General features: G+C 65.6%; 12 protein-coding genes. 8 read left to right on the top strand and 4 right to left on the bottom strand.

The genetic code is table 11. The annotated features are described in order from the left end of the window. Positions 1 to 8: 8 nt before the first annotated feature. The 4 genes from ACQR10_RS13395 to rpoD all read left to right on the top strand — a co-directional run bounded on the left by ACQR10_RS13395 (position 9) and on the right by rpoD (position 5,992). Positions 9 to 833: a transglutaminase-like domain-containing protein gene (locus ACQR10_RS13395; RefSeq protein ID WP_315802657.1), complete on the top strand. Its 825-nt coding sequence runs from the start codon at positions 9 to 11 to the stop codon at positions 831 to 833. A 37-nt stretch (positions 834 to 870) separates the two neighbouring features. Next, on the top strand, positions 871 to 1,281 hold the full coding sequence (locus ACQR10_RS13390; protein ID WP_315802658.1) for a gamma-glutamylcyclotransferase family protein: 411 nt from the start codon (positions 871 to 873) through the stop codon (positions 1,279 to 1,281). A 167-nt stretch (positions 1,282 to 1,448) separates the two neighbouring features. Next, positions 1,449 to 3,455, top strand: coding sequence for a DNA primase (gene dnaG / locus ACQR10_RS13385; RefSeq protein WP_434911972.1), 2,007 nt, complete (start codon positions 1,449 to 1,451; stop codon positions 3,453 to 3,455). A 428-nt stretch (positions 3,456 to 3,883) separates the two neighbouring features. After that, positions 3,884 to 5,992: an RNA polymerase sigma factor RpoD gene (gene rpoD, locus ACQR10_RS13380; RefSeq protein WP_315802660.1), complete on the top strand. Its 2,109-nt coding sequence runs from the start codon at positions 3,884 to 3,886 to the stop codon at positions 5,990 to 5,992. 121 nt (positions 5,993 to 6,113) lie between these two features. Here the strand turns inward: rpoD and ACQR10_RS13375 are convergent, their stop codons facing one another. After that, the gene (locus ACQR10_RS13375) at positions 6,114 to 6,362 is read right to left on the bottom strand and encodes a DUF6881 domain-containing protein (RefSeq protein WP_410051448.1); all 249 of its coding nucleotides are present in this window, start codon (positions 6,360 to 6,362) and stop codon (positions 6,114 to 6,116) included. Between the two features lie 181 nt (positions 6,363 to 6,543). Here ACQR10_RS13375 and ACQR10_RS13370 point away from each other — a divergent pair, with 181 nt between their 5' ends. The 3 genes from ACQR10_RS13370 (at position 6,544) to ACQR10_RS13360 (ending at position 10,232) form a co-directional block, all read left to right on the top strand. Continuing rightward, a complete protein-coding gene (locus ACQR10_RS13370) occupies positions 6,544 to 6,666 on the top strand; it encodes a hypothetical protein (protein ID WP_315802661.1) in 123 nt (40 codons plus the stop codon). A 41-nt stretch (positions 6,667 to 6,707) separates the two neighbouring features. Further along, positions 6,708 to 8,891, top strand: a complete 2,184-nt coding sequence (locus ACQR10_RS13365) for a tetratricopeptide repeat protein (protein ID WP_434911971.1) — start codon at positions 6,708 to 6,710, stop codon at positions 8,889 to 8,891. A 405-nt stretch (positions 8,892 to 9,296) separates the two neighbouring features. Beyond that, complete coding sequence (locus ACQR10_RS13360; RefSeq protein WP_434911970.1) at positions 9,297 to 10,232, top strand: DUF817 domain-containing protein; 936 nt, start codon at positions 9,297 to 9,299, stop codon at positions 10,230 to 10,232. 147 nt (positions 10,233 to 10,379) lie between these two features. Here ACQR10_RS13360 and ACQR10_RS13355 read toward each other — a convergent pair whose 3' ends face one another. Further along, a complete protein-coding gene (locus ACQR10_RS13355; protein WP_316217907.1) occupies positions 10,380 to 10,616 on the bottom strand; it encodes a hypothetical protein in 237 nt (78 codons plus the stop codon). Positions 10,617 to 10,823: 207 nt separating this feature from the next. On the opposite strand from ACQR10_RS13355, the gene ACQR10_RS13350 reads away from it, so the two are divergent. After that, the gene (locus ACQR10_RS13350) at positions 10,824 to 11,198 is read left to right on the top strand and encodes a thiol-disulfide oxidoreductase DCC family protein (RefSeq protein WP_315802867.1); all 375 of its coding nucleotides are present in this window, start codon (positions 10,824 to 10,826) and stop codon (positions 11,196 to 11,198) included. 98 nt (positions 11,199 to 11,296) lie between these two features. On the opposite strand, the gene ACQR10_RS13345 is transcribed toward ACQR10_RS13350, so the two are convergent. Beyond that, positions 11,297 to 11,617, bottom strand: coding sequence for a hypothetical protein (locus tag ACQR10_RS13345; protein ID WP_316217906.1), 321 nt, complete (start codon positions 11,615 to 11,617; stop codon positions 11,297 to 11,299). Between the two features lie 156 nt (positions 11,618 to 11,773). Beyond that, on the bottom strand, positions 11,774 to 12,289 hold the full coding sequence (locus ACQR10_RS13340; RefSeq protein ID WP_316179714.1) for a hypothetical protein: 516 nt from the start codon (positions 12,287 to 12,289) through the stop codon (positions 11,774 to 11,776). Positions 12,290 to 12,327 lie beyond the last annotated feature (38 nt).

Genomic DNA, 12,327 nt, shown 5'->3' with positions numbered 1-12,327 from the left:
GGGGACTGATGGAGATCAAGGTCGGGTTCGAGATCGCCTACGCCGCGCCCGCGGCGACGCCGATGGTGATCATGCTGTCGATCCATCCCTCGCGCCGCCAGGACATCGTTGGCGCCGAGACCATCGTCGCCGAGCCGGGCGTGCCGATCAGCTTCTACCGCGACAGCTTCGACAACATCTGCGGCCGCCTGGTGGCGCCGAGCGGCGGTGTCACCTTCCACGGCAGCGCCATCGTGCGTGATACGGGCTTGCCCGATCTCGTCGAGCCCGCCGCGCAGCAACTGCCGATCGACCAGCTGCCGGACGATCTGCTGCTGTATCTGATGCCGAGTCGCTATTGCGAGACCGACAAGCTGACCGACGTCGCCTGGTCGCTGTTCGGCAGCGTGCCGGCGGGCTGGGCGCGCGTGCAGGCGATCTGCGACTTCGTCCACGATCATGTCAGCTTCGGCTATGAGCATGCGCATCACATGAAGTCGGCACACGACGTCTATCAGCAGCGCACCGGCGTCTGCCGCGACTTCGCGCATCTGGCGCTGACCCTGTGCCGCTGCATGGGCATCCCGGCGCGCTATTGCACCGGCTACATGGGCGACATCGGCATTCCGCCGGAGCCCTATCCGATGGATTTCTCAGGCTGGTTTCAGGCCTATCTCTCGGGCGAGTGGTACACGTTCGACGCCCGCCACAACGTGCCGCGCATCGGCCGCATCCTGATGGCCACGGGGCGCGATGCCGCCGACGTCGCACTGTCGACCTCGTTCGGCCGGATGACGCTGACCAAATTCCACGTCGTCAGCGACGAGATCGTGGCGGCCCGCGGCGTGGCGTGAAGCTGGCCTCGCCGCGCGAGGCCGGCTATGCAGGGCGATGACCTCCGACACGACATCCGATCTCCTGTTCGTCTACGGCACCTTGATGCGTGGCTTCGACCATCCGATGGCGCGGTTGCTGTCGGCCAACGCCGATTTCGTCGCCGAGGCCAGTTGCCGCGGCCGGCTGTACCGGATCCAGCATTATCCCGGCCTCGTGCTCTCGGATGACGCCGTGGATGCCGTCCATGGCGAGCTGTTCCGGCTGCGCCAGCCCGAGCCCATGCTGCGCGAGTTCGACATGTACGAGGCCTGTGGCGAGGGCTTCGCGCAGCCGACCGAGTACCTGCGTCAGCGCCTCAGCGTCACGCTGGCCGACGGCTCGGCCCGCGAGGCCTGGACCTATGTCTACAACTGGCCGGTCGACGAGGCCGCCCGCATCGCCTCGGGGCGCTTTCTGGCGCCTTGATCCCCTCTCTCCTCCCGTCATTCCGCGGCGCGCCCTGCGGTCGCCCCGGAATGACTGAAGGAGAGAGCAGGGCCTGTGAATAGCCCGGACAAGGGCGAGGAAGTTCACATTTCGTACACGGGTGCCTATATGCGTAAGTCCATCAACACAGGACCACCGCCTCACCCATGGCTCGCTTCACGCCGGAATTTCTCGATGAGCTGCGCGCCCGGCTTCCGGTCTCGGACGTCGTCGGCAAGCGCGTGAAGCTCAAGAAGGCGGGGCGGGAGTGGAAGGGGCTGTCGCCGTTCCAGCAGGAGAAGACGCCGTCCTTCTACGTCAACGACCAGAAGGGTTTTTATCACGACTTCTCCTCCGGCAAGCATGGCAACATCTTCGACTTCGTGATGGAGACTGAGGGCTGCTCGTTCCCTGAGGCGGTCGAGCGGCTGGCGGGGATCGCCGGCCTGGCCTTGCCCGCGGTGACGCCCGACGCGGCGCGCCAGGAGCGGCAGCGCAAGACGCTGTATGACGTGATGGAGCTGGCGGCGAAGTTCTTTTCTGACACGCTGGCGTCCCGTCATGGCGCGCGCGCCCGTGGCTATCTTGCCGATCGCGCGATCCTGCCGCAGACGCAGCTCCAATTCCGGCTTGGCTACGCGCCGCCGGATCGGTTCGGCTTGAAGGAATATCTTGGCGCCCAGGGCGTGCCGGTGGCCGACATGGTCGAGGCGGGATTGCTGGTCGGCGGCGACGACATTCCCGTGCCGTACGACCGCTTCCGCGACCGCGTGATGTTTCCGATCACCGATCTCCGTGGACGCGTCATCGCCTTCGGCGGCCGCGCGCTGCAGAAGGACGTGCCTGCGAAATACCTGAACTCGCCGGAGACGCCGCTCTTCCACAAGGGCGACAACCTCTACAACCTGCCGAGCGCTCGTCAGGCCGCGCATAACGGCGCGCCGATGATCGTGGTCGAGGGCTATGTCGACGTCATCGCGCTGGTGGCGGCCGGCTTTGCCGGCGCCGTGGCGCCGCTCGGCACCGCACTGACCGAGAGCCAGCTTTCGTTGATCTGGAAGATGGTGGACGAACCGATCCTCTGCTTCGACGGCGACCGCGCCGGCCAAAAGGCAGCCTATCGTGCCGCGGACCTTGCTTTGCCGCATCTCAAGCCCGGCAAGAGTCTCCGCTTCGCGCTGCTGCCGGAGGGACAGGATCCCGACGATCTCGTCCGCTCCGGCGGCCGCGGCGCGGTCGAGGAGGTGCTCAAGGTCGCAAAACCTCTCGCCGAGGTGATCTGGTCGCGCGAGATCGAGGGCGGCAGCTTCAACACCCCGGAGCGCCGCGCCGCGCTGGAGGCGCGGATCGGTCAGCTCACCGGCGGCATCGCCGACGAGGTGGTACGGCGCTACTACAAGCAGGATCTCAGCGACCGGCTGTACCGGGCGTTCGCGCCGGACGGTGGCCGGGGCTTTGGCCGCGGCTACGGTGCCGAATCAGGACGGCGGTTTGGCCCCCGCAGTCCCGGTTCCGGACAGCCGGGGCGGTTATCCACAGGGGGCGGCCGCCGCGGCGGCGCGCCATCCACAGGACCCGCGATGGCCCGCGGACCCTACCAGGCGGCGAGCCCCCAGCTCGCCATGAGCCCGATCATGCGCGGCCAGCGCTCGGCGATCTCGCGCCGGGAGGCGCTGATCCTGCAGTGCCTGATCAACCACCCCTGGATCCTGCACGACCACCTCGAGGAGGTCGCAGCCCTCGAACTGGCCCATCCCGAGGCGCACAAGCTCCGCGCCGCGATCATCGCGGCCTTCGCCCACGACCACCACTATTCGCCGGACCCGGACGAGCAGGCCGAGAAGATGCGGGCCGACCTGGAGAAGTCAGGCTTTTCCGAGCTTCTTCAACGGGTTGAGCGGGCAATCACGACCGCTGCGGTGTGGGCGGCGAAGCCCGGCGCGGCGCGCGATGACGTTCTTGCGACCTGGCACCAGCTCGTTGCCTTGCATCGGCAATGGCACTCCTTACTTAGGGAATTGAAGGATGCCGAGCTTGCCTTGGGCGAGGAGCCGAGCGAGCCGAACATGGGCTGGTTGAGGGACGTGAAGGCCAGGATGGCCGAGATGGACGGCACCGAAGCGCTGATCGAAGGCTTCGGGGAACTGTCCGGTCGCACCAACCGCAACGTGTAGACCGGATGCCCGGCGCCCTGTCGCGAACTGAGCACATTTCGACCCGGTCCGCTTGCGCGGTCTCAGGTCCGCGCGAAAAGACTCGCCAAATCCATGGTTTGGCTGCAAAAACAGGGTTAATCGAAGTTTAAGAGGTCCGGGGCATTTTCTGCAGCAGATGGGTTGGTTTCGCTGTCGGACACCGCGCCTGCATGTTGGGCGCCGGATTCGATTGCAAAACCGGTATCGCTTTTGCAAGAAACGCGCGCCGGTCCGAAAACGGGACGACACCAGCGTAGGACGACACGAGCGAGGGACTTCAGGGGGTGGCGACGTTGAATGTGCGCCGCCCTTTCCGCGTCGAGAACAGTTTGAGTAGAGCAGGCGGGCGCCGCGATGCCAAGGGCGAAGATGCCACGGGCGGAGCGGGCGCGTTTCGGGAGCAATGAATGGCCACGAAGGCAAAGACGCTGCAGGTGAAGGACAAGGAAAAGGACGACAAGGCCGCGGACGCTCCTGAGAAGGACGCCGCCGATGCGCCTTCGCCGTTGCTCGACCTGTCGGACGCCGCCGTCAAGAAGATGATCAAGCAGGCCAAGAAGCGCGGCTTCGTGACCTTTGATCAGCTCAACGAGGTCCTGCCTTCCGACACCACCTCGCCGGAACAGATCGAAGACATCATGTCGATGCTATCAGACATGGGCATCAACGTGACCGAGGCCGAGGAGGCCGACGAGTCCGACGAGAAGGACGACGGCGAGGACGAGACCGACAACGAGCTCGTCGAGATCACCCAGAAGGCCGTCACCGAGGTCAAGAAGTCGGAGCCCGGCGAGCGCACCGATGATCCCGTGCGCATGTATCTGCGCGAGATGGGCACCGTCGAGCTCTTGTCGCGCGAGGGCGAGATCGCGATCGCCAAGCGCATCGAGGCCGGCCGCGAGGCGATGATCGCGGGCCTCTGCGAGAGCCCGCTGACCTTCCAGGCCATCATCATCTGGCGTGACGAGCTCAACGAAGGCAAGATCTTCCTTCGCGACATCATCGATCTCGAAGCCACTTATGCCGGCCCGGAAGCCAAGGGCGGCATGAATCCGCAGATCGCCGCGCCCGTGAATGGCGAGGGCGCTCCGGCCGAGGGCGGCGACGTCCAGGCCGCGGTCGCGCCGCCGGCCGCCCCGCAGCAGCCGACCCCGTTCCGTGCCGCGCCGAACGGCGCGCCCGCCGAGGAGAAGGATCCCGGCGAGGCGGCGGCCGAAGCCGACATGGACGACGACGAGTTCGAGAACCAGATGTCGCTCGCCGCCATCGAGGCCGAGCTGAAGCCGAAGGTGGTCGAGACCTTCGACAAGATCGCGTCCGAGTACAAGAAGCTGCGCCGCCTGCAGGAGCAGGACATCGCCAACCAGCTGCAGAGCGAGTCGCTGTCGCCGTCGCAGGAGCGCAAGTACAAGAAGCTCAAGGACGAGATCATCGTCGAGGTGAAGTCGCTGCGCCTCAACCAGGCCCGCATCGACAGCCTCGTCGAGCAGCTCTACGACATCAACAAGAAGCTGGTCTCGTTCGAGAGCCGGCTGATGCGGCTTGCCGATTCCCACGGCGTCGCGCGCGAAGACTTCCTGCGCAACTACCAGGGCTCCGAACTCGATCCGCGCTGGCTCAACCGCGTCTCCAAGCTCTCCGCCAAAGGCTGGAAGAACTTCGTCCATTACGAGAAGGACCGCATCAAGGACCTGCGCCAGGAGGTGCAGGCCATGGCCGCGCTCACCGGTCTCGAGATCGGCGAATTCCGCAAGATCGTGCATTCGGTGCAGAAGGGCGAGCGCGAGGCCCGTCAGGCCAAGAAGGAGATGGTGGAAGCCAACCTCCGTCTCGTGATCTCGATCGCCAAGAAGTACACCAACCGCGGCCTGCAGTTCCTCGACCTGATCCAGGAAGGCAACATCGGCCTGATGAAGGCGGTCGACAAGTTCGAGTACCGCCGCGGCTACAAGTTCTCGACCTACGCCACCTGGTGGATCCGGCAGGCGATCACCCGCTCGATCGCCGACCAGGCCCGCACCATCCGCATCCCCGTGCACATGATCGAGACGATCAACAAGATCGTCCGCACCTCGCGCCAGATGCTGAACGAGATCGGCCGCGAGCCGACCCCGGAGGAGCTCGCCGAGAAGCTCGGCATGCCCCTGGAGAAGGTGCGCAAGGTCCTCAAGATCGCCAAGGAGCCGCTCTCGCTTGAAACCCCCGTCGGCGACGAGGAGGATAGCCACCTCGGCGACTTCATCGAGGACAAGAACGCCATCCTGCCGATCGACGCCGCCATCCAGTCGAACCTGCGCGAAACCACGACGCGGGTGCTGGCCTCTTTGACGCCGCGCGAGGAGCGCGTGCTCCGCATGCGCTTCGGCATCGGCATGAACACCGACCACACGCTGGAAGAGGTCGGCCAGCAGTTCTCGGTGACCAGAGAGCGCATCCGCCAGATCGAGGCCAAGGCGCTGCGCAAGCTGAAGCATCCGTCGCGGTCAAGGAAGCTGCGGTCGTTCCTGGACAACTAATCACTGCATCAGTCGTCATTGCCGGGCTTGACCCGGCAATCCATCAAGGGACAACGGCGGACCGAGAGGTTCGCCGTTTTAGTTTGTGATCCATGTAAGCCAGGCAATTTGTCGACGTGACCTAACGCGCACGCCTGGCGCTCCAACGGCGCTCGAACTCTTCCTTCGAAATCTCTTCCGCCACGAATTGAGGATCCTGCCCGATCTCGTCGATGGGAGGAACAGCTATCTTCCCGAGCCGCGTCCGATCTGTCGCCTCGGTCGCGGTTGCGAAGCCGATGCTGCCGTCCCGAAAGATCTCCAGCTTTCGCGTCTCGAAGCGCTCGCCGTCGAGTTCGCTCCAGCGTTTTGCAAACCCTGGCGGCGACAGTGATGCGTAGGGTGGGCAAAGGCACGTGCACGGTGTCGAGATTGGCGACGGTGTCGTGCGCCGTGCCTACCGCGGCAGGCGGCCAATTGTGGGCACGCGCCGCCTTCGGCGGCGCGTGCCCACCGTACGCATTAAGTTGGTACTCTGACGGCGATGGACGTGACGCGCTGCGGAAGGACCAATGACGGCATTCACCCAGCAAATTCCCGCAGAAAACATGGTTAATGAATTGTTTACGCTTGTCATCGAAGGTTCGGCGGGCGACCGAATGACGCCTGCATTCCGGCACTCTGCCCCGTCGTGACAGAACTTGGCGATGGCGGCTGATCCCTGGACGTTTTCAGCATGCAGCCAGCCTTGCGGAAAGGCGATGAGATCGCCGACCTGTTCGCCCGGGCGAGTGCGTTTCACCGCTCCGGCGATCTGGCCAAGGCTCAGGCCGGCTACAAGAAAATCCTCAAGAAGCGGCCGAACCATTTCGGCGCGCTCTATATGTTTGGACTGTCCGAGCACCAGAGCAACAATTCAGAGGCGGCGGAGCGCCTTCTGAAGCGGGCGGTGCTGGCAGACCCGCAAAACGTTGCGGCGAGATATGCGCGGGCCGTCGTCCTGTCCGCGCTCCAGCGCGACGACGAAGCGCTGACCTGCTTCGACGATCTCCTGGCCTTGAAACCGGATTTCTTCGAGGCGCAGCTGGAACGCGGCAAGCTGTTGTCGCGCCTCCAGCGCTTCGCGGAGGCGGTCGTCAGTTTCGACAACGCCCTCCGGATCAATCCGCAGCACCTCGACGTGTTGATGAACAAGGGCGAAGCGCTGCACTATCTCGGCCGGTTCGCCGATGCGATCGCATGCTACGACCAGCTTCTCGCGGCGAAACCCACGCATCTGGCCGCCATCATCAATCGAGGCTGCGCGTTCAAGGATCTGCGTCGATCCGATGAGGCGATCGCCGAATTCAACCGGGCGCTGGCCCTTGCGCCCGACGACACCACGGCGCTGATCAATCGCGGCGAGACGTTCCTCCAGCTCAAGCGTAACGACGACGCGCTCGCTGATTTCGACCGGGTGATCGCGCTCGATCCGCAATTCACCCTGGGCTGGCTCGGCCGCGCCAACGTCCTGATGCTCAACAAGCGGGTGAGCGAGGCGCTGGAGGCCTGCCAGCGCGCCGTTACGATCGAGCCGAACTCCGCGAAAGCGCTGAGCCAGATCGGTCAATGTCATGCGCTGATGGGCGATGCAGAGGCGGCTGTCGCACTTTTCGATCGGGCGCTCGCGATCGACCCGGCCGACGAAGTCGCACTGGCGAACCGCATCTTCTCGTTGGATTTCTGCGATGTCGGCTATGCGGAGCACCAGGCCGTCCGATCGGAGTGGTGGCGCCGGATCGGATCCAGGATCGCAGAGAGGCATCCGCCTGATCATACCAATGATCTTGACCCTCACCGACGGATCGTCGTGGGATATGTGTCGGGCGACTTCAAGGAGCATTCCGCCGCCCGCACGATCCGGCCCGTGCTGCAGAACCACGACAAATCGCAGGTCGGGGTGATCTGCTATTCGAACTCACCGGTCCAGGACGAGATCACCGAGACGTTCCGGGCGGCTGCTGATCGATGGCACGACGTGATGCAATGGTCCGACGATCAGCTCACGGATTGCATCCGGTCCGACCGGGTCGACATTCTCGTCGACCTGTCCGGACACTCCCGCGGCAATCGGCTGGCCACCTTCGCGCGCAAGCCGGCCCCCATCCAGGTCACCGCCTGGGGCCATGCGACCGGCACGGGCTTGGCGACGATGGACTACCTGTTCGGCGATCCGGTCATGGCGCCGCTCGAGGTGCGTCACCTGTTCACGGAGCAGGTCTATGATCTGCCGTGCCTGATCATCATCGAGCCGCCGCCGGCGGGGCTGCGCAGCCTCGAGGCGCCCGTGACGTCCAACGGCCATGTGACCTATGGCGCGTTTACCAGGGCGAACCGATTATCGAGCGCCGTCCTCGACGTCTGGGCCCGCATCCTGCGCGCCGATGTAAGCGCCCGGCTGCTGGTCAAGGACTATCTGCTTGGCGATGCTGCGATCCAGGCCCGGCTGCTGGCTGACTTCGCCGCGCGCGGCATCGCGCCGGATCGCATCGACCTGATGGGGCCGACCTCTCGCGACGAGCATCTGGCCGCCCACCGGCTCATCGACATCTGGCTCGATCCATTTCCCAATGGCGGCGGCGTCTCGGCCTGGGAAGCCCTGCACATGGGCGTGCCGGTCGTGTCGAAGCTCGGCAACGGGATGTGCAGCCGGGCCGGCGGCGCGATCCTGACGGCGATCGGCATGGCCGACTGGGTCGCGACGACCGATGATCAGTATGTGGACATCGCTTTGCGGTCGACGCCGGACCGGCTCAGGATGATCCGTCACCAGCTTCCCGACCTCATCGCCGCACGTTGTGGTCCGGCCATCTACACCAGGGCCGTCGAAGCGGCCTATCGCGAGATGTGGCAGACCTATTGCCGCGGTCGACAGACCTAACAAGAAACAGTCATCGAGAAGCGGGAAGCCAAACGATCGTGCCGCAGGCGCAGCGGCGGTGACTGCGCCCTCGCCCCTTGTGGGAGAGGGCATGTAGGACAGTGCAACGACCTCGGTCGGGTGAGGGGTCTATCTCCCCGAGTTGCGCTCGCGGACAGAACCCCTCACCCAACCGAGCCCGCGGCTCCGCCAGCGCTGCCCTCTCCCACACGGGGCGAGGGCACTGCATCGCGCGGCGGTGGGGAGGTTGCAGGAAGGTTTGGAAGGTGGCGTCGAGGTGCCGGGGGCCGACAAGGCCTCTTGTCCGCAGATGTCCGTGCCCTTGCCGCAAGAGGCTGAACTTTGCGCAGACGGCGTGGGGCGATCGACTGCTAGGGATTGGCGTCTCACCGGACGCGGACTCCCATGCACGACAACGAGGTTTCATCGGCCGCAGCGCAGTCCAGTGCCGCCGCCATCTGGCCGCCCCTGCGCCGCTTCATCGCCGCGGAGGCCCGCCTCGCGGCGCGTGCGGCCGAAACGCCGTGGACTGCCTTCCTCTATGAATTAAGTCGCTTCGGCGTGAAGCAGGGCTGGGTCTGCCTGTTCGGCGGCATCGCGCTGGCATTGATGCTTGTGACATGGCGGTTCTATCCGGCCGATGCGCCGCTGGCCCGGTACGACTTTCTCTTCCTCTGCATGCTCGCCGTCCAGGCCGCGCTACTCGCGGCAAAACTCGAGACCTTTGAGGAGGCCAAGGTCATCCTGGTCTATCACCTTGTCGGGACAGCGATGGAGCTGTTCAAGACCGCGACCGGCTCGTGGATCTATCCCGAGCCGAGCCTGATCCGCCTGGGTGGCGTGCCGCTGTTCTCCGGCTTCATGTATTCCTGCATCGGCAGCTATCTCTGCCGCGTCTGGCGGCTGTTCGATTTCCGCTTCACCGGCCATCCGTCGCGGCGCTGGCTGGTCGGGCTGAGCGCTGCGATCTATCTCAACTTCTTCACCGACCATTACAGGCTCGATCTGAGGCTCGTGCTGTTCGGCTGGGCCGCGCTGCTGTTTGCGCCGGCGACCGTCCACTTCAAGGTCTGGCGCGTGCACCGCTCGATGCCGCTGCTGCTCGGGCTGATCCTGGTGTCGCTGTTCATCTGGCTGTCGGAGAATATCGGCACGCTGTCGCGCACCTGGATCTATCCGGCGCAGGCCCAAGGCTGGGCCATGGTGTCGGTCACCAAGCTCGGCTCGTGGTTCCTGCTGCTGATCATCAGCTACACGCTGGTCAGCCTGATCAATCGGCCGCAGGAGATGGACACCCGGGAAAGCGTGCTGTTGCCGGAGCGACAGAAGCAAGCCGCATAGCGCCCTGCCGTAGGGTGGGCAAAGGCGCCTGCACGGTGTTGGGGCTGGCGCAGGTATCGCGTGCCGTGCCCACCGCGTTTCGCGGCAGGCACCTGATGGTGGGCACGCGCTGCGCGCTTTGCCCACCCTACGGCAGCGGGGCTTTCGCTACTTCTTCTTCGCGCCGACCCGCTCCAGCGACTTGATCGCCAGCGGCGGGCGGCCGGACTTTTCGGCGATGTCGCGGTCCTGCTCCATGATGAAGCCGCGGGCCGGCTCGTCGCCGTCGAGGCCGCCGAGCAGCTCGGCCGGCACCCGCCGGTTGGAGCGCTGCGAGCCGTCCTCATAGGTGACGTTGAAGAAGGCGAATTCGCCTTTGGGGTTGGTGCCGGGTTTCTTTGCCATGGTCGGCGGTCTACGGCGGCGGGGCCGGTCCGGTCAATGCAGGAAAATGCTTATCCGCTGCCCGAATTTGACTTTTCCGTCATATGATTTTCGTGGAATCGGAGGAGTGGCCGGGCACGGCCGCGTCCTCTCGAAAACTCCTCGAATTTGCCGGATGACAATGCGTTCATCGCGGCCCCGAACCCGCGGCGAATTCCCGACATGTCGATGCCCCAACTCACCGTCTGGTACAACACGCGCTGCCCGGTCTGCGACGCCGGCATCGACTGGCAGCGCAACAAGCTGCTGGCGCTGGTCAGGTCGGGGCGGGTCGCGTTCAGGGACATCAATGAAGAGCCGGAGGCGCTCGCCGCATTCGGCGCCGATGTCGACGCCGTCCGCCGCCGCCTGCACGCGACCGACGAGGAGGGGCAGTTGATCACCGGCGCCGACGTCGCGCTCTTGCTGTGGGCGCTGACGCCCGGCGAGGGCTGGCTCGCCAAGCTGTTCGGCAACCGTCTGGTGCGGCCACTGACGCGGTTCGGCTACGACCGGTTCGCCGATGTGCTGTTCGCCTGGAACAGGCGGAAGGGGCATTGGTGAGGGCGGACGGACGCTTGCCATGTCGCCACAACGGCGGTGCGCTCCCCTCCCCCTTGCGGGGAGGGGAGCGCACCTCCATTGCGGCAGAGATTTCAAGCTTATCGCCTCCGCACCTTCACCCGCGCATGCACCCGTGTGCCGCCGCGCGGCTCGTCGTCATCGTCGCCGCGGCCGAGCGCCATGATCGCGGTGCCCATCGCGGTCGAGCCGAAGGTGACGAAGAACGAGCCGAGCAGCAGGCCGATGGCGACGCCGGGCGAGCGATCGGAGAAGATCAGGTGGCGCAGGCCGAAAGGGTCGAGCGCCAGCAGGCCGCCGACCAGCACCACGGCCATGCCGAGGCCGAGCGCGAGGTTGATCGCGAGCAGGCGGAACAGTGGGATCTGAAGCAGTCTGCGTCGTCGCTGGCCTGGCGGCATCGGCGATCTCCCGCGGATCGTGAACGACCTCGACATGGTAGCACCGGCCGCAACGGGCTCAAGGCCGGAGCCGTCTGGCAGGAACATGGCTGACGCGCCATCGCGGCGCGCCGTTTCTGGACGATGGCGCGCCGGGCAGGCCGCGCGCCGATGACCTCACGCCGCCTCGCCCTCGGCCACGCCATGCTGCTTGGCGATCACGCTCTGCCAGACGCTGGCGATCGCGCGCTGGGTCTCCGGCGCGATCAGGCAATGGCCCTCGGGATCGAAGCCGCAGAACCGCACGGACGGATCGTGCCTCGTCTCGATCAGCGCCTTGTTGATCATGTCCAGCGAGGCCATCACCTGGCCGATGTTCTGCAGCCGCGTGTGATGCAGGATGTCGATCAGGCGGAACATCATCACCGGCGGCTGGCCGAGTGCGATGCCCGGGCGGCCGAACTCGAAGAACACGTTCACGGCCGGCAGCACGCCCTGGATCTGCGCCAGGATCTTGGCCGCATCGTCGGCCGAGCAGGCCACGAGGTGCGCGCCCGGCTCCGGCAGGGCGGGCGGTGCCGAGGGGGCCTCCGGCCCGAGCCCGAGCCCCGACAGCACCTGGTGCTCGATCCAGCGCCGCACCTCCGGTGGCGCCGAGCGAATCTGGTCGGCGGTCAACGTAATTCCGATCATGGCGTCGTCTCCAGTTTGGCCGCGGAGCTTAGGGAGCC

It is taken from the genome of Bradyrhizobium sp. HKCCYLRH2060, from assembly GCF_051168135.1.
In the GTDB taxonomy this organism is placed as follows: domain Bacteria; phylum Pseudomonadota; class Alphaproteobacteria; order Rhizobiales; family Xanthobacteraceae; genus Bradyrhizobium.
Note: the sequence above shows the minus strand (reverse complement) of the source record. Positions and strands in the feature narration are given on the sequence as shown.